We start from the raw sequence: 22,997 nt of genomic DNA, 5'->3' as shown, positions 1-22,997 counted from the left end.
TTCCTCGGCTTCACGATGGGGCTTCAGGTTGGGGCAGCAGGATCGGATGAGCCTCACCGTAGACGTGCTCGTCGTCGAGGTGGCAGTGGGTCCCGGGATAGATAGTCGACATGCACAGGTTGCAGTGGGTGCATCGCGACACGGTCGACGGGTCCGCCCGGAGGCGGTTGACCAGGTCCGGCTCGCGAAGCAGGGCACGGGCCATCGCGACGTACTCGAAGCCTTCGTCCATCGCGGTCCGCATCCCGGCCAGGTCGGTGACCCCGCCGAGGAGGACCAGCGGCATGCTCAGGGCGCGGCGGAACTCGCGGGCGTTGTCGAGGAAGTAGAGCGGCTTGTAGGGGTACTCCTTGAAGAAGCCCTTGCCCACCATCCGCATGCCCATCCTGATCACCGGGTGGAGCGGCATGTTCGCCGCCATCTCCTGGTAGGGAGCGTCGCCGCGGAAGAGGTACATCGGGTTCATGAACGAGGAGCCGCCGGTGAGCTCGAGCGCATCGAGGTGGCCGTCGGACTCGAGCAGGCGCGCGAACTCGACAGACTCGGGCAGGTCGAACCCGCCGCGGTAGCCGTCGCGCATGTTCATCTTGGCGAGCACGGCGACCCGACCGCCACCCGCTTCGGCTACCGCCTCCCGCACCGCGGCCAGGATCCGGCGGGGGAACGCGGCCCGGTTGGCCAGCGACCCGCCGAACTCGTCGGTGCGCGGGTTGAGGCGCGGGCTGAGGAACGAGCTGGGCAGATAGTTGTGACCCAGGTGCACCTCGATCGCGTCGAACCCGGTCTCGACCGCCATCCGGGCGGCGGCGCCGTGCTGCTCGACGACCCGGGCGAGGTCCGCCGCGGTCGCGGCGCGGTTGAACGCCATTCCGAGCGCGTTGAACGACCGCGTCGGCGCCAGTGACGGCACCCCGTTGGACTTGGCGTTGGCCACCGGGCCGGCGTGACCGATCTGCGCCGAGATCTTGGCGCCGGTCGCATGGACCTCCTCGGTCAGCCGCCGCAGCCCGGCCAGCGCCTCCGGGCGCCAGTAGATGCAGTCGGCATGCGTACGCCCCTCCGGGGCCACCGCGAGATAGGCGACCGTGGTCATCCCGACGCCGCCCTCGGCGACGGCGAGGTGGTAGTCGATCAGCCGGTCCGAGACCAGCGCCCCGGGCGAGGCGCCCTCGAAGGTCGCCGCCTTGATCACCCGGTTGCGCAGGGTCACCGGACCCAGCGTCGCCGGAGCGAGCGGGTCGGTCGTGGAGTCGGTCACGCGCGTACCTTCCTGAACTCGCGCATCCTGCGCAGATAGCCCCGCAGCCGCCGGCCCGGCACCGGCCGCGGCCAGTCCTCGGCGCGGAACCAGGCGTCGGTGCCGCCGTCGACCACGACGACGCTGCCGACCATGAAGTCCGCGGCGGGGCCGAGCATGTGGATCACCCAGTCGGCGAGGAGCCCGGGGTCGCCGTAGCCCCCGGCCGGGACCGGGAACGACCGGATCGCCTTCGCCTCCCCTGGCGTCGCGAGCTGCTTCTCCAGCAGCGGCGTCAGCACCGCGCCCGGCGCGATCGCGTTGAGCCGGATCCCGGCCTGCACCCACGCCGGCTCGACCGCGCGCCGCCGCACCCAGCGGGTCACGGCGACCTTCGAGGCCCCGTAGGCCATCGCCGGCGCCCCCTTCCCGAAGATCCGGTACGCCTTCAGCGCCCGCTCCGCGTCGCCCTCGAGCAGCGCCGCGACCGCCCGTGCCGGTATCAGCGGCATGGTGGTGGTCGAGTTGCTGGAGAAGACCACCACCTTGGCGTTCCCGGTGGCGGCGAGCGCCTCGCGCCAGCCCTCGAGGAGCTCGACGACGCCGAGGTAGTTGACCTGGGTGATCAGGGCCGGCCGCTCGCGTCCCGGCGCCGGCCCGAGCCCGGCCGCGAGGACCGCGCCGTCGAGCCGGCCGCCACAGGCGGCGAGCACCTTCTCGGTGGCGTCGCGGCGGCCCTGTGGCGTCGACAGGTCGGCGACGACATCCGCCTCGGCGATGTCGACGGTCACGACCCGATGTCCGGCGGCGAGGAGCCGTTCGACCACCGCGGCGCCCATGCCCGAGGCCGAGCCGGTGACGGCGTAGACAGCCGTCATCCGAGCACCTCGGCGATGCGGTGGACGTCGGCGGCCGAGCCCAGGCTCAGCAGCAGGGTGGTCACACCGGTCTCCTCCCACTGCGCCACCTTGTCGCGTACCTCGCCCTCGGTGCCGATGATGTGCAGGTCGTCGACGAGCTCGTCAGGGATGAGCGCGGTGGCCTTCTCCTTCTCGCCGGTCAGGTAGAGCGCCTGGACCTGCCCGGCGAGCTCGGCATAGCCCATCCGCTCGAAGACCTGGTTGTGGAAGTTCTGCTCCTTGGCGCCCATCCCGCCCATGTAGAGGGCCGCGAACGGCTTCATGGCCTCGATCGCGGCCTGCTTCTCCTCCGCGTCCGCGACGATCTGGAGGTGGCAGGTCGCGGCGATCTCGAAGTCGTCGGCAGTACGCCGCGCCCCGGGGCGCGCGAAGCCCTCGGCCAGCCAGTCGGCGTACATCGGGGCGGATCTCGGGGTGTAGAAGATCGGGATCCAGCCGTCGGCGATCTCGGCGGTCTGGGCCACGTTCTTGGGACCTTCGGCGCCGAGCCAGATCGGGATGTCGGCGCGCAGCGGGTGCACGATCGGCTTGAGCGGCTTACCGAGCCCGACCGAGCCCTCGCCCGTGAAGGGCAGCGGGTAGTGCGGACCGTCGTTGGTCACCGGAGCCTCTCGCGCGAGCACCTGGCGGATGATCGAGACGACCTCGCGGGTGCGGGCCAGCGGCTTGCCGAACGGCTGGCCGTACCACCCCTCGACCACCTGCGGGCCGCTCACGCCGAGCCCGAGGATGAACCGGCCGCCGGAGAGATGGTCGAGCGTCAGCGCGTGCATCGCGATCGACGTCGGCGTACGTCCGGACATCTGCACGATCGAGGTGCCGAGACGGACCCGGGAGGTCTCCCGGCCCCACCAGGCCAGCGGCGTCAGCGCGTCACTCCCCCAGGCCTCGGCGGTGAAGATCGCATCGAACCCGGCCTCCTCCGCGGCGGCGACGAGCTCGCCGACACCGGTCGGTGGCTGTGCTCCCCAGTAGCCAAGCTGTAGCCCCAACTTCACTCTCATCGACTCCTTCGTCACCTACGGGTTGTGGCCAATACTAGAACGTGTTTCACTTTCTGTCATGAGTCGCACCTTGCAGGCACCCGTGACGGTCGCCTTCGACTACACCAGATCCACAGGCCCGGTGATCGGCCGCTTTCTCACCGGACTGCGAGACACCACCATCGTCGGCGGCCGGCTCGGCGACGGTCGAGTCGCCGTCCCACCCCCTGAGTACGACCCGGTCACACACAAGGCGGTGACCGAGTTCGTCGAGCTTCCCGACACCGGCACGGTCACCTCGTGGACCTGGGTCAGCGAGCCCGTCGCCGGCCAGCCGTTCGAGAGGCCGTTCGCGTACGCCCTGATCACCATCGACGGCGCCGACACGCCGTGGCTGCATGCCGTCGACGTCGTCTCCCCCGACGACATCGAGACCGGGATGAGGGTCCGGGCGAGATGGGCCGAGGAGCGGACCGGCTCGGTCAACGACCTCGTCTTCGAGGCCGACGGCGGTGACCAGCCAGGCACGCCGGCGCCTACCGGAGGCGAGGACGTCAGCCGAATCGTGACCCCGGTCAGCCTCGACTACCACTACGCGGCCTCGCCGGAGGAGTCCTCGTTCTTCCGCGGCCTGGCCGAGGGCCGGATCCTGGGCCAGCGGTGCCCGAAGTGCCGGAAGGTCTACGTCCCGCCGCGCGGCGCCTGCCCGACCGACGGAGTGCCGACCGCGGAGGAGATCGAGCTCTCCCACGTCGGCACGGTGACCACCTTCTGCGTCGTCAACGTCCCGTTCCTGGGACAGAAGATCAAGCCGCCGTACGTCTCCGCGTACGTCCTCCTCGACGGCGCCGACATCGCGCTGCAGCACCTGATCTTGGACATCCCGGCCGACGAGGTCCGGATGGGAATGCGGGTCAAGGCGGTCTGGAAGCCGCGTGACGAGTGGGGCACCAGCATCGAGAACATCAGCCACTTCGCGCCGACCGGTGAGCCGGACGCGGACTTCGACAGCTACAAGCACCACCTGTGAGGAGCGCTCAGTGAGAGACGTTGCCGTCGTCGGGTTCGCCCAGCGACAGATGAAGGACTTCGACGGGTCGCCGAGCATGGCCGAGCTGCTCGTACCGATCCTGGCCGAGTGCTACGAGCAGACCGGATGGGCCAAGAAGGACATCGGGTTCTGGTGCTCCGGCTCCTCGGACTACCTGGCCGGCCGGTCGTTCTCGTTCGTGAGCGCGATCGACGCGATCGGGGTGCTGCCCCCGGTCAACGAGTCGCACGTCGAGATGGACGCCGCCTGGGCGCTCTACGAGGCCTGGATCAAGATCCAGACCGGGGAGGTCGACACCGCGCTGGTCTTCGGGTTCGGCAAGGCGTCGGCGGGCGTGCTGCGCCGTACGCTGTCGCTGCAGCTCGACCCCTACACGATGACGCCGCTGTGGCCCGACACCGTCTCCCTGGCCGCGCTCCAGGCGCGCCTCGGGCTCGACGCCGGGCTCTGGGACGAGGCCGCGCTGGCCGAGGTCGTCAACCGGTCGCTGACCGATGCCGAGAAGAACGAGTACGCCGTCCGTGCCGGCGGCTCCTCGGTGAGCGAGCTGCTCGCCCGGCCGCTGTTCGCCGACCCGCTGCGCAAGCACGACTGCGCTCCAGTGACCGACGGCGCGGCCGCGATCGTGCTCGCCGCCGGCGACCGGGCATACGGGGCCAACCAGCGACCGGCGTGGATCACCGGGATCGCGCACAGCTCCGACGGTCTCCACCTCGGCACACGCGACCTGACCACCTCCGGGTCGGCCGAGCGGGCCGCGGCCGCCGTGGGCGGCACCGCGGGTGTCCAGGTCGCCGAGCTGCACGCGCCGTTCAGCCACCAGGAGCTCGTCCTGCGCTCCGCGCTCGGGCTGGGTGATGACGTACGGATCAATCCTTCGGGTGGGGCGCTCGCCGCCAACCCGATGTTCAGCGCCGGCGCGATCCGCATCGGCGAGGCCGCCAAGCGGATCTGGGACGGGTCGGCCGACAAGGTGCTCGGCCATGCGACCAGCGGGCCGGCACTGCAGCAGAACCTCGTGTGCGTGATGGAAGCCCAAGAGAACGGGAGTGGCAAGTGAGCAAGGTTCCCGCGGCCGTCATCGGGATCGGCCAGACCCACCACCGCGCCAAGCGCGAGGACGTCTCCATGGCCGGGCTGTGCCGCGAGGCGATGGATCGGGCCCTCGAGGACGCCGGGCTGACCCTCGACGAGGTCGACGCCATCGTCATCGGCAAGGCACCGGACCTGTTCGAGGGCGTGATGATGCCCGAGCTCTACCTCGCCGAGGCGCTGGGCGCGGCCGGCAAGCCGCTGCTCCGGGTGCACACCGCCGGCTCGGTGGGCGGCTCGACAGCGATCGTCGCCTCCTCGCTGGTGCAGGCCGGCGTCCACAAGAAGGTCCTCACCGTCGCCTTCGAGAAGCAGTCGGAGTCCAACGCGATGTGGGCGCTCTCGGTGCCGATCCCGTTCGTGATGCCGGTGCACGCCGGCGCGGGCGGCTACTTCGCCCCGCACGTACGCTCCTACATCCGCCGCGCCAACGCGCCTTCGCACATCGGCGCGATCGTCGCGGCCAAGGACCGCAACAACGCCCTGAAGAACCCCTTCGCGCACCTGCACAACGAGGGCACCACGGTCGAGTCGGTCCTGGCCTCGCAGATGCTCTGGGACCCGATCCACTACGACGAGACCTGCCCGTCCTCCGACGGTGCCTGCGCGATGGTGATCGCGGCCGAGGACGTCGCCAAGACGTACGACGCTCCCGCCTGGATCCACGGCACCGTGATGCGCTCCGAGCCCACCTCGGCCGCCGAGCGCGACCAGGTCAACCCGCAGGCGGGCCGCGAGGCCGCGGCGGCGTTGTGGAAGGCCACTGGGATCACCGACCCGGCCCGCGAGATCGACTGTGCCGAGATCTACGTGCCGTTCGCCTGGTTCGAGCCGATGTGGCTCGAGAACCTCGGCTTCGCCGCCGAGGGCACGGGTTGGAAGCTCACCGAGGCCGGCGAGACCGCCCTCGACGGCAGCCTCCCGGTCAACATGAGCGGCGGCGTGCTCTCCTCCAACCCCATCGGCGCCTCCGGCATGCTCCGCTTCGCCGAGGCCGCCCTGCAGGTCAGGGGACGGGCAGGAGAGCACCAGGTCGACGGCGCCCGCCGCGCGCTCGGGCATGCCTACGGCGGCGGGTCGCAGTTCTTCGCGATGTGGGTCGTGGGTTCACAGCCGCCCTCCAACTGAGAACACGCACGGTCGTTGCGGGTGTGACGGACGAGGTCCGTCACACCCGTAGCCTTCGTGTCCATGAGCTACGCAGGACTGAGCAAGCTGTTGGTCGTCCCGGACGGGTTCGAGGCGCCGCGGGTGCTCACCCACGGCGACCTGACGGCGCGGCCGCTGTCGCGCGAGTGCCTGGCCGATGACGTACGCGCCATCAACGCCGACCGCGATCTGATCAACGCGACCCGTGGCGGCGGGTGGCCGGAAGGGCCGACGTCGGAGGAGGACGACTACATCGACCTGGTCTGGCACGAGGGCGAGTGGAAGGAGAACAAGTCGTTCTCCTACGTCCTGGAGACGCCCGGACTCGGCTACGTCGGATGCGCCTATCTCTATCCGATGGGCGTCCGGCAGGAGCTGAGCGAGGAGCTGGCCGCGTACGACGTCGACGTGAGCTGGTGGGTGACCACCGAGGCCTATGGGGAGGGGCTCTACGAGGTGGTCCATGAAGCGCTGACGAAGTGGGTGCCGGCGAGTTATCCGTTTCGCCGGCCCCACTTCTCCAATGCGAAGGTCCCTGGTCAGGCGTAGGTGACCGGGAGCTCCTTGATGCCGTTGATCCATGCGTGCCGCAGCCTGCGCGGAGCGCCGTTGGGCTTCAGGTCGGGCATCCGGTCGGCGATCACGTCGAACATGATCCGCACCTCCATCCGGGCCAGGTTGGCGCCGATGCAGTAGTGGGCGCCGTGGCCACCGAAGGCGAGGTGGGGGTTGTGCTCGCGGGTGATGTCGAAGGTGTCGGGGTCGTCGAAGACGTCCTCGTCGTGGTTGCCCGAGGCGTAGAAGATGCCGACGCGCTGGCCCTTCTTGACGAGCTGGCCACCGACCTCGACGTCGTTGAGGGCCGTACGCTGGAAGACGGTGACCGGGGTGGCCCAGCGGATCACCTCGTCGACCATGGTGTCGGGGCGCTCCTTCTTCCACAGCTCCCACTGGTCGGGGTTGTCGAAGAAGGCCTGCATGCCGTGGGAGATCGCGTTGCGGGTGGTCTCGTTGCCGGCCACCGCGAGCAGGATGACGAAGAAGCCGAACTCGTCATCGCCCAGTGCGCCGCCCTCCAGCTCGGCGTTGACGAGCTTGGAGATGATGTCGTCCTTGGGGTCCGCCTTGCGCTCGGCGGCCAGCGTCATGGCGTACGTCAGGATCTCGATGGAGGCGGCCTCGGGGTCGGCGTTGTACTCCGGGTCGTCGTAGGCGAGCATCTGGTTGGACCAGTCGAAGAGCTTGCGCCGGTCCTCCTGCGGGACGCCGAGCAGCTCGGCGATCGCCTGGAGCGGGAGCTCGGCCGCGACCTCGGCGACGAAGTCACCCTCGCCCTTGGCCAGAGCGTCGTCGACGATGTTGTGGGCCCGCTCGACCAGACGGTCCTTGAGCGCGTTGATCGCCCGCGGGGTGAACCCGCGGCTGATGATCTGGCGCAGCTTGGTGTGGTCGGGCGCGTCGTGATGGATCAGCATCGCGCGCTGCAGCTCGACCTGCTCGCGGGTCATGTCGGGCGCGAACCGGATGATCACGCCGTTCTCGTTGGTGCCGAAGTTCTCGTTGTCCTTGGAGACGGCAAGGATGTCCTCGTGCTTGCTCACCGCCCAGAACCCGGTGTCGAGGAAGCCCGCGCGCGCCTCCGGCGTCTGCTCGACCCACCACACCGGGGCGTTCTTGCGAAGCTCGAGAAACTCCTGGAGCGGGACGCGCTCCTCGTTGAGCACGGGATCAGTCGGATCGAAATCCACGGGGAGAGCGGTCACGGGTGTGCTCCTTCGAGGTCTTTTCTGTAACACGTTCTAGTTTATGTTCACACAGTGCTCGCCATCACACAAGGCTCAGTACGCAAAGGGTTGCGCCAAACGAGAACACGTTCTACTTTGGAACAATCGAGTGTAACCGGTGTCACGTCATCAGGCGTGACGGTGCGCGCCCGCGCACCAGCGACTTGTCGAAACCCCCGAAGAGCGAGGTTCCATGGGCACGCCCGTCATCGTCGAAGCCGTCCGTACCCCCATCGGCAAGCGCAAGGGCTGGCTCGCGGGCCTGCACCCCGGCGTCCTGCTCGGCGCCGCCCAGGTCGAGGTGCTCAAGCGCGCCGGGATCGACCCTGACCTGGTGGATCAGGTCATCGGCGGCTGCGTCTCCCAGGCCGGCGAGCAGTCCAACAACATGGTCCGCCGCGCCTGGCTCCACGCGGGGCTGCCGATCCACACCGGCTCCACGGTCATCGACGCGCAGTGCTCCTCGGCCCAGCAGGCCACGCACCTGATCAACGCGATGATCGCCTCCGACCAGATCAAGGTCGGCATCGCCTGCGGGATCGAGTCGATGTCACGTATCCCCCTGGGCGCCAACGTGCCCAAGGGCGCGGGCGACCCACGTCCCGCAGACTGGAACATCGATCTGCCCAACCAGTTCGAGGGCGCCGACCGGATCGTGAAGAACCGCGGGTTCTCCCGCAACGAGGTCGACGAGTTCGGGCTGTGGTCGCAGGTCAAGGCCCGCCAGGCGCGCGACGCCGGCCACTTCAAGAGCCAGATCTTCGCCGTCGAAGCCCCCATGCTCGACGACGAGGGCAAGCCCACCGACTCGGTACGCACCGTCACCGAGGACCAGGGCATCCGCGACACCTCGCTCGAGAAGCTGGCCGGACTCAGCCCGGTGCTCGAGGGCGGCACCCACACCGCCGGCACGTCCTCGCAGATCTCCGACGGCGCCTCGGCACTGCTGCTCATGGACTCCGCGGTCGCCGCCTCGCTCGGGCTGAAGGCTCGGGCGAGGATCGTCACCTCCAACCTGGTCGGATCCGACCCCTACTACCACCTCGACGGCCCCGTCCAGGCGACCGAGAAGGCGCTGAAGGACACCGGGATGACGATCGGCGACATCGACATCGCCGAGGTCAACGAGGCCTTCGCCGGCGTGGTCATGTCGTGGGCCAAGGTGCACCAGGTCTCCGAGGAGAAGATCAACGTCAACGGCGGCGCGATCGCGCTCGGCCACCCCGTCGGCTCGACCGGCACCCGTCTGCTCACCGCGGCGCTGCACGAGCTCGAGCGTCGCGACGCCAACACCGCCCTGGTCTCCATGTGCGCCGGCGGCGCGCAGGCCACCGCGACCATCATCGAGAGGATCTGAGATGGCCCGCGAGAAAGTCACGGAGGCCGAGTACGTCGTCGTCGGTGCCGGCTCGGCCGGCTGCGCCGTCGCCGGCCGCCTGGCCGCGGCCGGCAAGTCGGTCATCCTCCTCGAGGCCGGGAAGAACGACAGACGCAACTACCTGGTGACCAAGCCAGGCATGATCGGCCCGCTCCACGCCGAGCCGCGGCTGAAGAAGCTCGTCGACTGGGGCTACCACACGGTCCCCCAGCAGCACGCCCGCAACCGCGAGCTCCCCCAGCCGCGCGGCAAGGTGCTCGGCGGCTCCTCCTCCATCAACGGGCTGCTGTGGGTCCGCGGCAACCGGGCCAACTACGACGCCTGGGCGGCCGAGGGCAACACCGGCTGGGACGCGGACTCGGTCAACGAGGCGTACCGCCGGGTCGAGGACTACGAGGGCGGCGGCTCCGATTACCGCGGCACGGGCGGGCCGATCAAGGTCATGAAGCACCCGCGGCCGACCGAGGCCTCGCTCTCCTTCCAGCGCGCGGCCGCCGAGACCCTCGACGTGAAGGTGCTCGACGACTACAACGGCGCCGAGCAGGAGGGCGTCTCGACGTTCCAGCAGAGCGCGATCGACGGGCTGCGCTACTCCGCCTCGCGGGGCTACCTCCACGACCAGGAGCTGCCGAGCCTGACGACGCTCACCCAGGTGCACGTCTCGAGGATCGTGATCGAGAACGGCCGGGCCAAGGGCGTAGAGATCCTCACCAGGCAGGGTCCGCAGACGATCTCGGCGACCCAGGAGGTCATCGTCTCCGCGGGCGTCTTCGGCTCCGCGCAGCTGCTGATGCTCTCCGGAATCGGTCATTCCGCCCACCTCGCCGAGCACGGGATCACCGCGATCCACGAGCTGCCCGTCGGCGACAACCTGCACGACCACATGTTCGTCCCGACCACCTGGGAGATGCCGACCGCGCTACACCGCGGCACGGCTGGCTACTTCGGCAAGGCGGTGCTCAGGGAGCAGACCGTCGGCAGGTCGATCCTCGGCCACACCGTCTTCGAGACGGTCGGCTTCGTACGCACCTCGCTGGCCACCGACGTACCCGACCTGCAGCTGCACGTCCTCCCCTGGGCCTACCCCTCCCCCAACCAGGATGCGCCGATCCGCCACGAGGTCGACCCGCGGGCAGCGCTGACGGTGATGTCGTCGCTGATCTACCCGCGCTCGCGCGGAACGCTGCGGCTGCGCAGCGCAGACCCGATGGCCGAGCCGCTGATCGACTTCAACTACCTCGCCGAGCCCGACGACAAGCGCGTCCTGCTCGAGGGCGTGGAGATGATCCGCGAGATCATGGCCGCCCCCGCCTTCGGCGACCAGGTCAAGTCGGAGATCCACCCCGGCAAGGCGCTCGACGCCGAGGCTATGAAGGACGAGGTCACCAACCGCGCGACCTCGATCTACCACGGCGTCGGCTCCTGCCGGATGGGCGTCGACGAGCGGGCCGTGGTCGACCCGCAGCTGCGCGTACGCGGCATCGACGGCCTCCGCGTCGCCGACGCCTCGATCATGCCGTCGATCATCGGCGGCAACACCAACGCTCCCGCGGTCATGATCGGTGACCGTTGCGCGACCTTCGTCCTTGACGAAAATGCGTAGAGCCATTCTCGACGAAAATCTGTAGAGCCGTCCTCGACAACCGCTGATCGGAAGCAGACATGAGCACTGACACCGCGAAGACAGCAGACGTACCCTTCGACAAGCTCAGGACACCGCGCCGCCCCGACTGGATCACCGAGGAGCTGCTGAGTGATCTGGTCTCCCGGGTCCCGTCCTCGACGGGTGCGTCCTGGAAGTTGACCGAGGTCTACACCGGCGAGGTGCTGGTGGCGCTGCCGCAGTCCTCACCGGAGGACGTGGAGCGGGCCGCCGAAGCCGGACGGGCTGCCCAGCACAAGTGGGCGGCGACCCCGCTGCCGGAGCGGCTGGCCGTCTTCAAGCGCGCCCACGAGCTGATCCTGCGCAACCAGCACAAGATCGCCGACCTGATCCAGGCCGAGTCGGGCAAGGCCCGCCGGATCGCGTTCGAGGAGGTCTGCGACCCGCCGATGGTGATCTCGCACTACCTCAAGCGGGCGCCGAAGCTGCTCAAGGACAAGAAGCGCCCCGGCGTGATGCCGGTGCTGTCCAGCTCGATCGAGCGCCACCCGCCGCGAGGCCTGGTCGGGATCATCGCGCCGTGGAACTTCCCGTTCGCGACCGGTCTCTCCGACGCGATCCCGGCGCTCATGGCCGGCAACGCCGTGCTCCTCAAGCCCGACAACAAGACCGCGCTCTCGCCGCTGTTCGGGATCTCGCTGCTCGAGGAGGCGGGCCTGCCGAAGGGTCTGTTCCAGGTGGTCTGCGGCGAGGGACCGGACGTCGGCCCGACGATGCTCGACAACGTCGACTACGCGATGTTCACGGGCTCGACCGCGACCGGCCGGTTGATCGGTGAGCAGGCGGGACGCAACCTGATCGGCGCCTGTCTCGAGCTCGGCGGCAAGAACCCGATGATCGTCCTCGACGACGCCGACATCGACGAAACCGTCGGCGGCTCGATGTTCGCCGTCTTCGGCAACACCGGCCAGATCTGCATGCACATCGAGCGGATCTACATCCCCGAGGCGATGTACGACGAGTTCCGCGACAAGTTCGTGGCCGCCGTAGAGAACATGCGGATTGAGGCGGCGTACGCCTTCGGGCCCGACCTCGGGGCGCTGGTCTCCCCCGACCATCTGGCGCGGGTGCAATCGCACGTCGAGGACGCGGTCGCCAAGGGCGCCACCGTGCTGACCGGCGGCAAGGCGCGCCCCGACATCGGGCCGACCTTCTTCGAGCCGACCATCCTGGAAGGCACCACCAAGGAGATGCTCCACGGGGTGACCGAGACGTTCGGTCCGGTCGTCTCGCTGCACCGCTACTCCACTCTCGAGGAGGCGATCGAGCTGGCCAACGACACCGACTACGGGCTCAACGCCTCGGTCTGGACCACGAACTTCAAGCGCGCCCAGGCGATCGCGGCACGGATCGAGTCGGGCAACGTCAACATCAACGACGGCCTCGCCACCGCGTACGCCTCGAAGTCGACCCCGTCGGGCGGCATGAAGCAGTCCGGCGTCGGTGCCCGTCACGGTGACCAGGGGCTGCTGAAGTACACCGAGACCCAGAACGTCGCGACCCTGAAGAAGCAGGTCATGGGGCCGCAGGGCAAGCAGACCTTCGACGACTACGCCAAGCAGATGCAGATGTCGCTGCGCTGGATGCGGAAGCTCGGCATTCGTTGATCTCCCGCTATGCCGAGCTGACTCGGGAGGAGCTCGCCGAGGTCGTCCGCGAGCTCCTCCTGATCGGCCAGCTGATCGACCGCTCCGGGATGGCGTGGTGCATCTCCGCCTTCGGGCGCGAGAAGATGCTCCGGATCGCGATCGTGGAGTGGGCCGCCGCCTCGCCGATCTACACCCGACGGATGCAGACCGCGCTGGGCTACGCGCCGGCGGTCGCCGGGCAGGGTGACGTACCAACGATCTTCAAGGGTCTTCAGCTCGACATCGGCGCGCCGCCGCAGTTCATGGACTTCCGCTACACCGTCCACGACGACCGACACGGCGAGTTCCACCTCGACCACTGCGGCGCGCTGATGGACGTCGAGCCGATGGGTGAGGAGTACGTCCGCGGGATGTGCCACGACATCGAGGACCCCACCTTCGACGCCACCGCCATCGCGACCCACCCCCGGGCCCAGGTGCGCCCGGTCCACCGGCCGCCGCGGGTGCCGGCCGGCCGGACGCCCCACTGCCGCTGGACCGTGACCATCGACGACGGCCATCCCGAGGCCGTGGCGATCCCGGAGCTCGCCGTCAACGAGCTCTCCCGGGCGGCGCGGCTCGAGCTGGCACCGATCGATCCGTCCGAGGACGGCGCCGCCGACTACGCCGGGCCGCTGGTCTCCGACCTCGACCTGGCCGCCTTCTCCCACTCCGCGCTGGTCCGTATCGCCGACGAGGTCTGCCTGCAGATGGCGCTGCTCGACCGTGGCTTCGTGCTCGCGCTGGAGTCCCGGGTGACCTCGCCCGAGCAGCTCCTCGACATCCGTCGCAAGCAGCTGGTCGGGGTCGCCGGCATCGCCGGCTCACGCCTCGCCCGGGCCCTCTCCTTGCCGCCGGACACCAAGGGCGCCCTGCGGCTGCTCGCGCTCCATCCGATGCTCAACCCCGCTGCGTACGTCTCGGTCGAGGTGGAGGCCGACGCGCTGACCGTCCGGCCCTCGGCCGCCGACGAGGACGGCGCCTGGGTCTCGCTGATCGGGCCGGAATGGTTCGTTCCGCTCCGGGTCGCGGTGCAGGCCCTCGACCCTCATCTCGACGTCGAGGTCGGTGCGGTCGAGGTCGGCTGGCGGGTCGAGGTCGTACGCCGCGCCGAACCCGCTCCCGAGGCCTCCGAGGTCGCGGTGGTGAGGTTCAGCACCGGCGCGGACTTCGCCTTCGAGCCGCGCCGGTCGCTGCCGATCACACCGGTCTGAGCGCTCGGATCCCGCGTCAGCGGCGGCGAAGTGCGAGGACCGGGATGACCCGGTCGGTCTTCGCCTCGTACTCGCCGAACCCGGGGCTCATCGCCTTGAAGCGATCCCAGGCGGCGTCGCGATCGGCGCCGGTCAGCTCGGTCACCTCGACCTCGACGACCCCTTCGTCGGGCGTCTCGATCTTGGTCTCCGGGTGGGCCAGGAGGTTGTGGTACCACGCCGGGTTCTCGGGCGCGCCGGCCTTGGAGGCGGCGATCAGCCAGGTGTCGGGGTCCGGGTGGAGGTTGGCGACCGGCGAGACTCTCTCGGTGCCGGTCTTGGCGCCGGTGTGGTGCACGAGCACGAGCCCGCGTCCGAACGGCACCGAGGTCACGTTGCCGTCGTTCGAGCGGAACTCGTCGATGATCGACTGGTTCCAGTCCTTGTAGTCGCTGCCTGACATGGAGTGCCTTTCCCCCGAGGAATCGGTTTTCAACCACTCTTACAGACATCCCCAACGGGCACGGTCAAACGCGGGCAAGGGCGGCGATCCGCACCTGCTCCTCCCGCTCGGTCACCTTCGCCCGCGGCCGACCGATCTCCTTGCCGGACTCGCACTCATGCGTGTCGAGCGTGTTCCAGCCCGTCTGGTCGACCACGATCACGCCGCGCGCCGCCAGCAGGTCGTCGAGGGGCTCGCCTGCGGGGTCGGCGAGCGAGCCGGCGGCGTAGTCGTCCAGGAGGGTGCGTACGGTCTCGGCGGCGCAGGCGCGGTTGGTGCCGATCACACCGCTGGGACCGCGCTTCGCCCAGCCCGCGGTGTAGGTGGCCTCGGCCCCGACCACCCGGCCGGCCTCGTGCAGGAACCGGCCGGTGCCGGCCTCGTTCGGAACGCCCGCGACGCCCGCGGAGCGGTAGCCCGTGGCCCGGACCACCAGCCCGGCCTCGATCTCCTCGCCGCTGGCGAAGCGCACTCCGGTGACGGTCTCCGTGCCGAGGATCTCGGTGGGCGTCAGGCCGAAGCGGAGGACCAGCCGCTTCGGGGCGTCGGTACGCGGCCGGGCGGCCAGGTCGCGGAGCAGGTCGGCCTTCTGGAGCGCCCCGAAGGTGTGGGCGTTGCGTTCGGTCGTGTCCGCCTCGGTCGGCAGGGCGGTCAGGTCCGCCTCGTCGACGACGACGTCGATGCCCGGGGCGTCGGCCAGTGCCCGCAGCTCGGGGCTGGTGAAGGCGGCGTGCTCGGCACCGCGGCGGGCGGTGACGACGACCTCGCGGATGCCGCTGGCCGCCAGGGCCGAGAGCGCGGCCGGAGCCAGGTCGGAGGCCGTCAGCGCCGCCTCGTCGGCCAGCAGCAGCCTGGCCAGGTCGAGGGCGACGTTGCCGTTGCCTATGACCACGGCGCGCTCGTGCGCGAGCGGGAAGGTGAGCTCAGCTCGGTCGGGATGGCCGTTGTACCAGCCGACGAGCTCCGCCGCGGAGGTCGAGCCCGGCAGCTCCTCCCCCGGCAGGCCGAGGCTGCGGCCCTCGCCAGCACCGGTGGTGTAAACGACGGCGTGGTGGGCGCCGAGGAGCTCATCATGGGTGACGTCGCGCCCGATCTCGACGTTGTAGCGCGTCCGTACCCGGCGGTGGCGAGCCGTCTTGGCGAAGCCGGAGACGATCTCCTTGGTGTCCAGGTGGTCGGGCGCGACGCCGTAGCGGACCAGACCGTAAGGAGTCGCGAGCCGGTCGATGACGGTGATCTCGACGTCACAGCGACGGGTGGTGGCGAGCTCGTCGGCGACGTACCAACCGGCCGGGCCGGCCCCGACCACGGCCACCTTGAGCGGGCCAGTGCCGGTGATCTTGGCACCCGGCGGCGGCAGCGGCGCGGACTCGTCCTGCTCGCCGGTGAACTCGAAGAAGGCGGCGTTGATGTCGACGTAGGGCGCGAACGCGTCCGGGACCTCATAGTCCGGGAAGATCGCGTTGACCGGGCAGGCGTCCTCGCAGGCTCCGCAGTCGATGCACTCGTCCGGGTGGACGTAGAGCATCTCGGCGGCGCCGAAGCCCGGCTCGTCGGGCCCGGGGTGGATGCAGTCGACCGGGCAGACCTCCACGCAGGAGGCGTCGTTGCAGCACGACTGGGTGATGACGTACGTCATGAGCGCTGGGCCTTCCGCTGAGCTTCCCTCCGGGCCTTCCCGATCGTCTCCTCGACGACCGTGTTCATCCTGGCACCGTTCGGCCACCCCGCGTAGTGACTCAGGAACACCACGATCTCGCGCAGCTCGTCCTCGGAGAGCTCGCCGTTGGCGTACGCCGCGGGGATCTGGATTCCGAGGACGTCCGCGGCGCCCTGGCCGGCGAGCAGGCCGATCAGCAGGAGCCGGCGATCGCGCGTGGTCAGACCCGGGCGCTGCCAGATGTCGCCGAAGAGGTGGTCGGCGGTGTAGCGGAAGAAGTCGCCCTCGCCATCTGCCATGTCGAAGCCGTAGACCTCCTCCATCTTGCGCAGCCCCCTGGCGCGCTGCTCGGGGAGGTCGGCGAACTTGGCGGTGTCGTCACTCATGTCCATGGTTCCTTGATCAGTGGGATGCGTCCTTGGGGAGCCCGAGCCCCGGCGCCAGCCGCTCGAGCGCGAGCCGCGCGAGCGGCACCTCGACGCCGAGCTCGTCCGCGAGCGCGATCGCGAAGCCGAGGTCCTTCTCCCCCAGCGCGACCACGTGGCCGAAGACGCCGTGCCAGAAGTCGTCAGGGGCGATCGGCGCGGTGGTGTCGCGGTGCATGATCGCGCCCGGGCCGCCGGTGATCGCGTCGGTGTGGCGTACGACGTCGCCGAGCGCCACCAGGTCGAGCCCGGCCGCCTCGGCGAGGCGCTGGGCCTCGGTGGCGGCGGTGAAGGAGGCGAAGTGGAGCAGGTTGCGGGCCAGCTTGAACCTGGTCCCGGCGCCGACCGGGCCGGCATGGACCACCTTGGAGCCCATCGCGGTCAGGACCGGGCCGGCTGCTGCGTACGCCTCGGGGCTGCCACCCACGAGGATGGCCAGCGTGCCTTCGGCCGCTCCCATCGGGCCGCCGGAGACGGGGGCGTCGAGCACCTTCACGCCGTGCGGCTCGGCGGTCGCGGCCAGCTCGGCCGGTGTCTCCGGGGCCACCGTGGAGTGCACCAGGACCGTCAGTGGGTCTTGCCTCGGACGGTCACCGACAGACCTGAGCACCTCGGCGAGCACCTGGCGCACCTGGTCGTCGTCGCGCACCATCACGCTGAGTACGTCGACGGCCGAGGCCAGCTCGGCGACCGAGGCCGCCGCCTTCGCACCGGCGGCGCCGAGCTCGGCGACGGGCTCCTCGGCGATGTCGTGCACCCACAGCTCGATCCCGTCGGTGGCGGCGAGCTGGAGCGCCATCGGCTTGCCGATGTTGCCGAGGCCGACGAACCCGGCGCGTGTCCTGGGCGGCGCGTTCACAGCCGGAACGTCCCGCCGCCGTCGACGGCGATGATCTGGCCGGAGATCCACGAGGAGTCCTCGGAGAGGAGGAACTTCGCGGTTCCGACCATGTCCTCGGTGGTGCCGAGGCGCTTGATCGCCATCTGCTTCGTCATCTCCTTGGCCGCGTCACCGGCCTGGGTGCGGGTCGCCTCGGTGTCGGTCGGACCCGGCGCGATCGCGTTGACCCGGATGTTCATCCCGCCGAGCTCGTGGGCGAGCTGCTGGGTCAACCCGTTGATGCCGACCTTGGCCAGGCCGTAGAAACCGGAATAGAGGTAGGCGGCGGTCGAGGACTGGTTGACGATCGCCCCACCGCCCCGCTTCTGCATCGCCGGGTAGACGGCGCGGGTCATCACCAGGGCTCCATTGAGGTTCACGCTCATGAACTTCTCGTAGTAGTCCCAGTCGACGGTGAGCAGCAGATCGAAGGCCATCTCGCCGTAGATCGCGGCGTTGTTGACGAGTCCGTCGATCCCGCCGTACGCCTCGGTCGTCTCGGCCACCAGCGCGGCCGCCGACTCGTGGTCGGAGACGTCGCAGCGTACGAACCTCGCGACTCCGCCGGCCGCCTCGATCTCCTTGGCGACCTGCTGCCCCTTCTCCTCGTTCAGGTCGGCGACGACGACAGCGGCTCCCTCGGCGGCCAGCCCCTTGGCGTACGCCTCCCCGATCCCCTGCGCGGCGCCGGTGACGACGATGACCTTGTCCTTGAACCTCATCGGGCTTGCTCCTCTCGCTCGGGTCTGCTCGCGACTGTGTTGGTCTCGACACGCCTCCGCCTAGCGGCTCCGGCGGCTCGACCAACGGTTTCGCTGGTCGAGCCGGGCGAGCGCCAGCGAGCACGTGTCGAGACCAACACGGTTCTCGCGGTCATGCCGGCTCCGCGATCAGCTTGGTCTCGAGGTACTCCTCGAAGCCTTCGACGCCCATCTCCCGGCCGAGACCGGACTGCTTGTAGCCGCCGAAGGGGGCGTCGGGGCCGAACCACTGGCCGCCGTTGACGCCGATGGTGCCGGTGCGGATACGGGCAGCGACCGACTTCGCGCGCTCCAGCGAACCGGACTCCACGGAGCCGGAGAGGCCATAGGGCGAGTCGTTGGCGAGCCGTACGGCGTCGTCGTCGCCGTCGTGCGGGATGACCGTGAGCACGGGGCCGAAGATCTCCTCGCGGGCGACGCGGGCGGTGTTGTCGAGGCCGGCGACGACGGTGGGCTGGATCCAGAAGCCGCCGGCGAGGTCGCCGTCCTGGACCGCGACGCCACCGCCGGTGGCGATGCGGCCACCCTCCTGCTCGGCGAGTGCGAGGTAGCCGAGGATCCGGTCGCGCTGGACCGCGGAGATCACCGGGCCACAGATCGTGCCGGCATCAACCGGATCACCCGCGCCGAGGGAGGCCATCGTCGCCGCGGCCGCCTCGACGGCCGCGTCGTAGGACTCACGAGGCACGAGCAGCCGGGTGGTCAGGGCACAGCCCTGGCCTGCGTGAACGGACACCGAGAAGGCCGCCATCGAGGCGGCCGAGGCGACGTCGGCGTCGTCGAGGACGATCGCCGCGGACTTGCCACCGAGCTCGAGGAAGACCTTCTTCAGGCTCGGCGCAGCGGCCGCCATGATCGCCCGGCCGGTGGCCGTGGAGCCGGTGAAAGAGACCAGGTCGACCCGCGGGTCCTCGGCCAGCATCGCGGCCACCCGGTTGTCGCGCGGAGTGACGACGTTGAAGACGCCCGGCGGGAGATCGGTGTGCTCGGCCGCCAGCCGGCCCAGCTCCGCGGCCAGCCACGGCGTGTCCGGGGCGGGCTTGAGGATCACCGTGTTGCCGGCCGCCAGCGCCGGGCCGATCTTGGCCAGGTTGATCTGGTTGGGGAAGTTCCACGGCGTGATCGCCGCGACGACCCCGACGGCCTCGCGCCGCACCGTACGCCGCGAGGAGATGCCCATCGTGACCCCGACGCCGAGGTCCCGCTCCCACTCGAAGGACTCGGCCAGGTCGATGGTCCACTTCAACGTCTCGACCGGGGTGTCGAACTGCGGCCCGGCGACCAGGAACGCGGGCGCGCCGACCTCGGCGGTCGTCAGCTCGCGCAGCGCCTCGGCGTTGTCGAGGATCGCCTGGTGGAGCTGGCGCAGGCACCGGATCCGCAGCGCCACGTCGGTCGACCAGTCGGTCTCGTCGAACGCCTTCCGCGCGGCCGCGATGGCAGCGTCCATGTCCTGGGCCGTCGAGTCGGGCGCGCGCCCGATCTCCTGCCCTGTGGCCGGGTTGAGGATGGCGTACGTCTCGCCCGAGCTGGCCGCGCCGAGCTTGCCGTCGACGAGCTGCTGGGCGGGCGGGTTGGTGGGGTTGCGGGTCGTCACACGGGCTCCTGGGTCACGAAGTTCCCGGCCGCCACCGGCGGCGGCCAGACGGTCGAGGGCAGGTCGGCGAGGCGGTAGTGGCCGGGTTGCTCGATGCCGTTCAGCGACATCCGCTCCAGCAGCCCGGCGGTGGCCTTCTTCGCCTTGACGATGTCGAGGAATGTGGTCGCGGTGGACCCGAGGTCGAACCAGTCCCGCTGCCAGGCGAACTCCAGCCCGTCGCCATCGGGCCGTGGAGCGACCCCGAACCAGGAGCCGCCGATCCCAAGGATCTCGTACTCCTCTCCGGTCGCGTCGTCGACGATCCCGGCCCGCTGCCGCCAGAAGCCGATCACCATGGCGTTGACGTCGTCGATGACCGTCGCCTGGTAGTCGTAGTGCCAGCCCTCGAGCCCGGCCATCTCGGTGCCGAGCGCCCACTCCCGGATCTGCTCGCGGCCCACGGCCATGAAGTGCTCGTCGGGGGTGTACATCCAGCCGTACGTCGCGTCCTCGGCGTACACGTCGGCGAGCGGCGACCAGTTGCCGTCGGCCTCCGCCTTCCGGTTGAGGTCGAGCCAGTGGGCCCAGAACCCCTCGATCTCGGCGCGGTCCATTCAGTCCTCCAAGGTCAGAGCGAAAGCGGGGCAGTACCTAACGGCCGCACGCGCGGCGGGAAGCTGCTCCTCGGACGGTTCGGTGATGCGTACGACGACCTGATAGTTGTCGTCGTCGAAGGCGAAGAGCTCCGGGGCCTCAGCGAGGCACTCCTGATGCCCCTGACAGAGCCCAAGATCAGCGGCTAGCTTCACGACGACCTCCGCCGGTAGCGGACCTGGCAGGGCTGCTGGAGCTGGATCACCATCTTGGTGAAGTCGTCGGCGTACGACTCCAGCGGCTGCGCCGCCTCGAACGAGTAGTCGCGCAGGATGACCGAGAAGATGGCCTTCATCTGCATCATCGCGAACGCGTTGCCGACGCAGCGGTGCTTGCCGGCGCCGAACGGGATCCAGGTCCAGCGGTTCTGCATGTCCTCCTGGCGCGGGTCGATGTAGCGGCTCGGATCGAAGGACTCCGCCTTCGGGAAGTCGGCCTCGATCCGGTTGGAGACCCGTGGCGAGGCGGCGAGCAGAGTGCCGGCGGGGATGGTCTCGCCGAGCAGCTCGAAGTCCTCGCGCACCAGCCGCATCAGGATGATCAGCGGAGGGTGCAGCCGCAGCGTCTCCTTGAGCGCCGCCTCGAGCACCGGGATCGAGCGCAGCGCCTGGAAGGAGACCTCGCTGCCGTCGGCGTAGAGGTCGTCGAGCTCGCCGACGACGTCCGCCATCACCGACGGGTTCCGCAGCAGCTCGATCATCGCCCACGACGCGGTGCCGGAGGAGGTGTGGTGGCCGGCGAACATCATCGAAATGAAGACGCCGGTGATGGTGTCGGTGTCCATGTCGATCGAGATGAGCACGTCGAGGAGGTCTCGCTCCTCGCGAGCGACCTTGCCCCGCGCGACCCGCTTGTCGATGATCGCCTGGACCAGCGCGACGAGCTTCTCCCGGGCGTCATCGCGCATCCGGAAGCTCTCGATGTCGGCGTAGGCGTCGACGTACGCGATCGCGTCCGTGCCGTGCTCCAGCTCGTGATAGTGCTGCGCGAAGGAGGAGTCGAGCTCCTCGCGGAACGGCTTCCCGACCAGGCACGCCGAGGTGGTGTAGATGGTCAGCTCGGCGAAGAAGTCGAGCAGGTCGATCTCCCCCTCCTCGCCCCAGCCGGCGATCATCCGGCGGATCTCGGCCTCGATCGTCTGCGCGTGCCCGCGCATCATGTCGCCTCGCAGCGCCTGGTTCTTCAGCATCTGCTGCCGCTCCTCCGGAGAGGCGTCGAAGACGACGCCCTTGCCGAAGATCGGCGTCATGAACGGGTACGCAGCCGCCTGGTCGAGCACGTCGTCGGGCGCCCGGAAGAACGCCTCGTTGGCCTCGGCTCCGGTGACCAGGACGACCTCCTTGTCGGCGAGGCGGAAGCGGCCGAGGTCGCCGCACTCCTCGCGGACGCGGGTGAACAGCGAGATCGGGTCGACCCGCATCTCGGGCAGGTGTCCGGTGCCGCGGATGATCTCGGGGACGCTCGGGTCCTGGTCGTCCAGGACGGTGGAGACGGTGGGGATCGTCATCGTGACTCCTGCACAGGGGCTTCGGGATTGACGTCGATGGTGCTGATGTGGACGCCGCGCTTGGCGGTCACGACCGACGTGATGGCGTCGGCCAGCGCCTGGGCCTTGAGGAAGTGCGGGTGGCGCGCGAGGCCCCACCTGACCCACTGCTCCAGCACGAACCCGCCGAGCTCGGCGGGCCACTCGTTGCCGATGTCGGAGTGAGTGGGACCGGGTCGCACGATCGAGGCCCGGACGCCGGTGCCCTCGAGCTCCATCTGGAGCGCGCTGACCATGCCTTCCAGGCCCCACTTGGAGGCTGCGTACGCTCCCATGAACGGTCGCGGCCTCACGGCCACGTCGGAGGAGAGGAAGACCAGGTCGCCGCGCTGCCGCTCGATCATCCCGGGCCCGAAGGCGCGCAGGATCCGGTGAGCACCGAGCAGGTTGATGTCGACCTGGCCGCCGAAGGTCTCAGTGGAGACGTCGACGGTCGCGCCCGGATGGGTGACTCCGGCGTTGCTGACCACGACCTCGATCTCGCCGAGATCGGCGACCGCCTTGTCGGCGAACTCGGCCACCGAGTCGTCCGAGGTCACGTCGAGGGGATGCGCGACCGCCTCTCCCCCGTCGGCCCGGATCGCGGCGGCGATCTCCTCGACCCGGTCGAGGCGCCGGGCGCCGAGCGCGACCGGGAAACCGGCCGTGGCCAGCGCTTTCGCGGTCTCCGCGCCGATCCCGGAGGAGGCGCCGGTGATGACCGCCGGACGGCGGTCAGGCTGTGCGTACTTCACGCGTCCTCCATGGATGCTGACCGAGGTAACTCGGCGAATGCGTACTGACCTCGCGGAACTCCACGAAGTAGGTGGTCGCCGACCGAGTTACCTCGGTGAGCATCCGCCGCGCTGACCGAGTTACCTCGGTGAGCATCCGTCGCGCTGACCGAGTTACCTCGGTGAGCATCCGCCCCTC

Annotated in this window: 22 protein-coding genes; 8 read left to right on the top strand and 14 right to left on the bottom strand. The window is 69.7% G+C overall.

What is annotated here, in order from left to right; all coding sequences use genetic code 11:
* Nucleotides 1–10: 10 nt before the first annotated feature.
* From AB0F44_RS00420 to AB0F44_RS00410, 3 genes are read right to left on the bottom strand one after another with little or no spacing between them, the layout of a single operon-like run.
* A complete protein-coding gene (locus AB0F44_RS00420; protein WP_357351591.1) occupies nt 11–1,258 on the bottom strand; it encodes an NADH:flavin oxidoreductase in 1,248 nt (415 codons plus the stop codon).
* Nucleotides 1,255–2,115, bottom strand: coding sequence for an SDR family oxidoreductase (locus tag AB0F44_RS00415; protein WP_357351589.1), 861 nt, complete (start codon nt 2,113–2,115; stop codon nt 1,255–1,257). The genes AB0F44_RS00420 and AB0F44_RS00415 overlap by 4 nt, the downstream gene beginning before the upstream one ends.
* Nucleotides 2,112–3,161 (bottom strand): LLM class F420-dependent oxidoreductase, encoded by a 1,050-nt coding sequence (locus AB0F44_RS00410; RefSeq protein WP_357351587.1) that lies wholly within the window; start codon nt 3,159–3,161, stop codon nt 2,112–2,114. Before AB0F44_RS00410 ends, AB0F44_RS00415 begins: the two co-directional genes overlap by 4 nt.
* Before the next feature lie 58 nt (nt 3,162–3,219).
* On the opposite strand from AB0F44_RS00410, the gene AB0F44_RS00405 reads away from it, so the two are divergent.
* From AB0F44_RS00405 to AB0F44_RS00390, 4 genes are all read left to right on the top strand, one after another.
* Nucleotides 3,220–4,170, top strand: coding sequence for an OB-fold domain-containing protein (locus AB0F44_RS00405; protein ID WP_357351585.1), 951 nt, complete (start codon nt 3,220–3,222; stop codon nt 4,168–4,170).
* A gap of 10 nt (nt 4,171–4,180) precedes the next feature.
* Nucleotides 4,181–5,251: a thiolase domain-containing protein gene (locus tag AB0F44_RS00400; protein ID WP_357351583.1), complete on the top strand. Its 1,071-nt coding sequence runs from the start codon at nt 4,181–4,183 to the stop codon at nt 5,249–5,251.
* The gene (locus tag AB0F44_RS00395) at nt 5,248–6,411 is read left to right on the top strand and encodes a thiolase domain-containing protein (protein WP_357351581.1); all 1,164 of its coding nucleotides are present in this window, start codon (nt 5,248–5,250) and stop codon (nt 6,409–6,411) included. The genes AB0F44_RS00400 and AB0F44_RS00395 overlap by 4 nt, the downstream gene beginning before the upstream one ends.
* A gap of 63 nt (nt 6,412–6,474) precedes the next feature.
* Nucleotides 6,475–6,981, top strand: coding sequence for a GNAT family N-acetyltransferase (locus AB0F44_RS00390; RefSeq protein ID WP_357351579.1), 507 nt, complete (start codon nt 6,475–6,477; stop codon nt 6,979–6,981).
* On the opposite strand, the gene AB0F44_RS00385 is transcribed toward AB0F44_RS00390, so the two are convergent.
* Nucleotides 6,972–8,195: a cytochrome P450 gene (locus AB0F44_RS00385; RefSeq protein ID WP_357351577.1), complete on the bottom strand. Its 1,224-nt coding sequence runs from the start codon at nt 8,193–8,195 to the stop codon at nt 6,972–6,974. The genes AB0F44_RS00390 and AB0F44_RS00385 overlap by 10 nt on opposite strands.
* A 214-nt stretch (nt 8,196–8,409) precedes the next feature.
* Here AB0F44_RS00385 and AB0F44_RS00380 point away from each other — a divergent pair, with 214 nt between their 5' ends.
* From AB0F44_RS00380 to AB0F44_RS00365, 4 genes are read left to right on the top strand one after another with little or no spacing between them, the layout of a single operon-like run.
* A complete protein-coding gene (locus AB0F44_RS00380) occupies nt 8,410–9,573 on the top strand; it encodes a steroid 3-ketoacyl-CoA thiolase (protein ID WP_357351575.1) in 1,164 nt (387 codons plus the stop codon).
* 1 nt (nt 9,574) lies between these two features.
* Nucleotides 9,575–11,197, top strand: coding sequence for a GMC family oxidoreductase N-terminal domain-containing protein (locus tag AB0F44_RS00375; protein WP_357351573.1), 1,623 nt, complete (start codon nt 9,575–9,577; stop codon nt 11,195–11,197).
* 59 nt (nt 11,198–11,256) lie between these two features.
* The gene (locus AB0F44_RS00370) at nt 11,257–12,864 is read left to right on the top strand and encodes a succinic semialdehyde dehydrogenase (protein WP_357351571.1); all 1,608 of its coding nucleotides are present in this window, start codon (nt 11,257–11,259) and stop codon (nt 12,862–12,864) included.
* Nucleotides 12,861–14,099: a hypothetical protein gene (locus AB0F44_RS00365; RefSeq protein WP_357351569.1), complete on the top strand. Its 1,239-nt coding sequence runs from the start codon at nt 12,861–12,863 to the stop codon at nt 14,097–14,099. The genes AB0F44_RS00370 and AB0F44_RS00365 overlap by 4 nt, the downstream gene beginning before the upstream one ends.
* Before the next feature lie 16 nt (nt 14,100–14,115).
* On the opposite strand, the gene AB0F44_RS00360 is transcribed toward AB0F44_RS00365, so the two are convergent.
* The 10 genes from AB0F44_RS00360 to AB0F44_RS00315 form a co-directional block, all read right to left on the bottom strand.
* Nucleotides 14,116–14,541, bottom strand: coding sequence for a nitroreductase/quinone reductase family protein (locus tag AB0F44_RS00360; protein ID WP_357351567.1), 426 nt, complete (start codon nt 14,539–14,541; stop codon nt 14,116–14,118).
* 64 nt (nt 14,542–14,605) lie between these two features.
* Entirely contained in the window at nt 14,606–16,219 is a 1,614-nt protein-coding gene (locus tag AB0F44_RS00355; RefSeq protein WP_357351565.1) for an FAD-dependent oxidoreductase, read from the bottom strand.
* Complete coding sequence (locus AB0F44_RS00350; protein WP_357351563.1) at nt 16,216–16,626, bottom strand: carboxymuconolactone decarboxylase family protein; 411 nt, start codon at nt 16,624–16,626, stop codon at nt 16,216–16,218. Before AB0F44_RS00350 ends, AB0F44_RS00355 begins: the two co-directional genes overlap by 4 nt.
* A 16-nt stretch (nt 16,627–16,642) precedes the next feature.
* A complete protein-coding gene (locus AB0F44_RS00345; protein WP_357351561.1) occupies nt 16,643–17,524 on the bottom strand; it encodes an NAD(P)-dependent oxidoreductase in 882 nt (293 codons plus the stop codon).
* Nucleotides 17,521–18,267 (bottom strand): SDR family oxidoreductase, encoded by a 747-nt coding sequence (locus AB0F44_RS00340; protein ID WP_357351559.1) that lies wholly within the window; start codon nt 18,265–18,267, stop codon nt 17,521–17,523. The genes AB0F44_RS00345 and AB0F44_RS00340 overlap by 4 nt, the downstream gene beginning before the upstream one ends.
* Before the next feature lie 151 nt (nt 18,268–18,418).
* Nucleotides 18,419–19,903, bottom strand: a complete 1,485-nt coding sequence (locus tag AB0F44_RS00335; RefSeq protein ID WP_357351557.1) for an aldehyde dehydrogenase — start codon at nt 19,901–19,903, stop codon at nt 18,419–18,421.
* Complete coding sequence (locus tag AB0F44_RS00330) at nt 19,900–20,499, bottom strand: hypothetical protein (protein ID WP_350839166.1); 600 nt, start codon at nt 20,497–20,499, stop codon at nt 19,900–19,902. Before AB0F44_RS00330 ends, AB0F44_RS00335 begins: the two co-directional genes overlap by 4 nt.
* Nucleotides 20,500–20,694, bottom strand: coding sequence for a ferredoxin (locus AB0F44_RS00325; protein ID WP_357351555.1), 195 nt, complete (start codon nt 20,692–20,694; stop codon nt 20,500–20,502).
* A complete protein-coding gene (locus AB0F44_RS00320) occupies nt 20,691–22,046 on the bottom strand; it encodes a cytochrome P450 (RefSeq protein WP_357351553.1) in 1,356 nt (451 codons plus the stop codon). Before AB0F44_RS00320 ends, AB0F44_RS00325 begins: the two co-directional genes overlap by 4 nt.
* Nucleotides 22,043–22,819: an SDR family oxidoreductase gene (locus AB0F44_RS00315; RefSeq protein ID WP_357351551.1), complete on the bottom strand. Its 777-nt coding sequence runs from the start codon at nt 22,817–22,819 to the stop codon at nt 22,043–22,045. Before AB0F44_RS00315 ends, AB0F44_RS00320 begins: the two co-directional genes overlap by 4 nt.
* Between the last annotated feature and the right edge of the window lie 178 nt (nt 22,820–22,997).

Source organism: Nocardioides sp. NPDC023903 (genome assembly GCF_040639295.1).
Taxonomy (GTDB): domain Bacteria; phylum Actinomycetota; class Actinomycetes; order Propionibacteriales; family Nocardioidaceae; genus Nocardioides.
This window is presented reverse-complemented; position numbering and strand designations above follow the sequence as displayed.

What these genes read in the sequence shown, in the direction of transcription:
- AB0F44_RS00415 (WP_357351589.1), bottom strand. Translation starts at nt 2,115, where the DNA reads ATGACGGCTGTCTACGCCGTCACCGGCTCGGCCTCGGGCATGGGCGCC.
- AB0F44_RS00410 (WP_357351587.1), bottom strand. Translation starts at nt 3,161, where the DNA reads ATGAGAGTGAAGTTGGGGCTACAGCTTGGCTACTGGGGAGCACAGCCA.
- AB0F44_RS00405 (WP_357351585.1), top strand. Translation starts at nt 3,220, where the DNA reads ATGAGTCGCACCTTGCAGGCACCCGTGACGGTCGCCTTCGACTACACC.
- AB0F44_RS00390 (WP_357351579.1), top strand. Translation starts at nt 6,475, where the DNA reads ATGAGCTACGCAGGACTGAGCAAGCTGTTGGTCGTCCCGGACGGGTTC.
- AB0F44_RS00380 (WP_357351575.1), top strand. Translation starts at nt 8,410, where the DNA reads ATGGGCACGCCCGTCATCGTCGAAGCCGTCCGTACCCCCATCGGCAAG.
- AB0F44_RS00375 (WP_357351573.1), top strand. Translation starts at nt 9,575, where the DNA reads ATGGCCCGCGAGAAAGTCACGGAGGCCGAGTACGTCGTCGTCGGTGCC.
- AB0F44_RS00370 (WP_357351571.1), top strand. Translation starts at nt 11,257, where the DNA reads ATGAGCACTGACACCGCGAAGACAGCAGACGTACCCTTCGACAAGCTC.
- AB0F44_RS00360 (WP_357351567.1), bottom strand. Translation starts at nt 14,541, where the DNA reads ATGTCAGGCAGCGACTACAAGGACTGGAACCAGTCGATCATCGACGAG.
- AB0F44_RS00355 (WP_357351565.1), bottom strand. Translation starts at nt 16,219, where the DNA reads ATGACGTACGTCATCACCCAGTCGTGCTGCAACGACGCCTCCTGCGTG.
- AB0F44_RS00350 (WP_357351563.1), bottom strand. Translation starts at nt 16,626, where the DNA reads ATGAGTGACGACACCGCCAAGTTCGCCGACCTCCCCGAGCAGCGCGCC.
- AB0F44_RS00340 (WP_357351559.1), bottom strand. Translation starts at nt 18,267, where the DNA reads ATGAGGTTCAAGGACAAGGTCATCGTCGTCACCGGCGCCGCGCAGGGG.
- AB0F44_RS00330 (WP_350839166.1), bottom strand. Translation starts at nt 20,499, where the DNA reads ATGGACCGCGCCGAGATCGAGGGGTTCTGGGCCCACTGGCTCGACCTC.
- AB0F44_RS00320 (WP_357351553.1), bottom strand. Translation starts at nt 22,046, where the DNA reads ATGACGATCCCCACCGTCTCCACCGTCCTGGACGACCAGGACCCGAGC.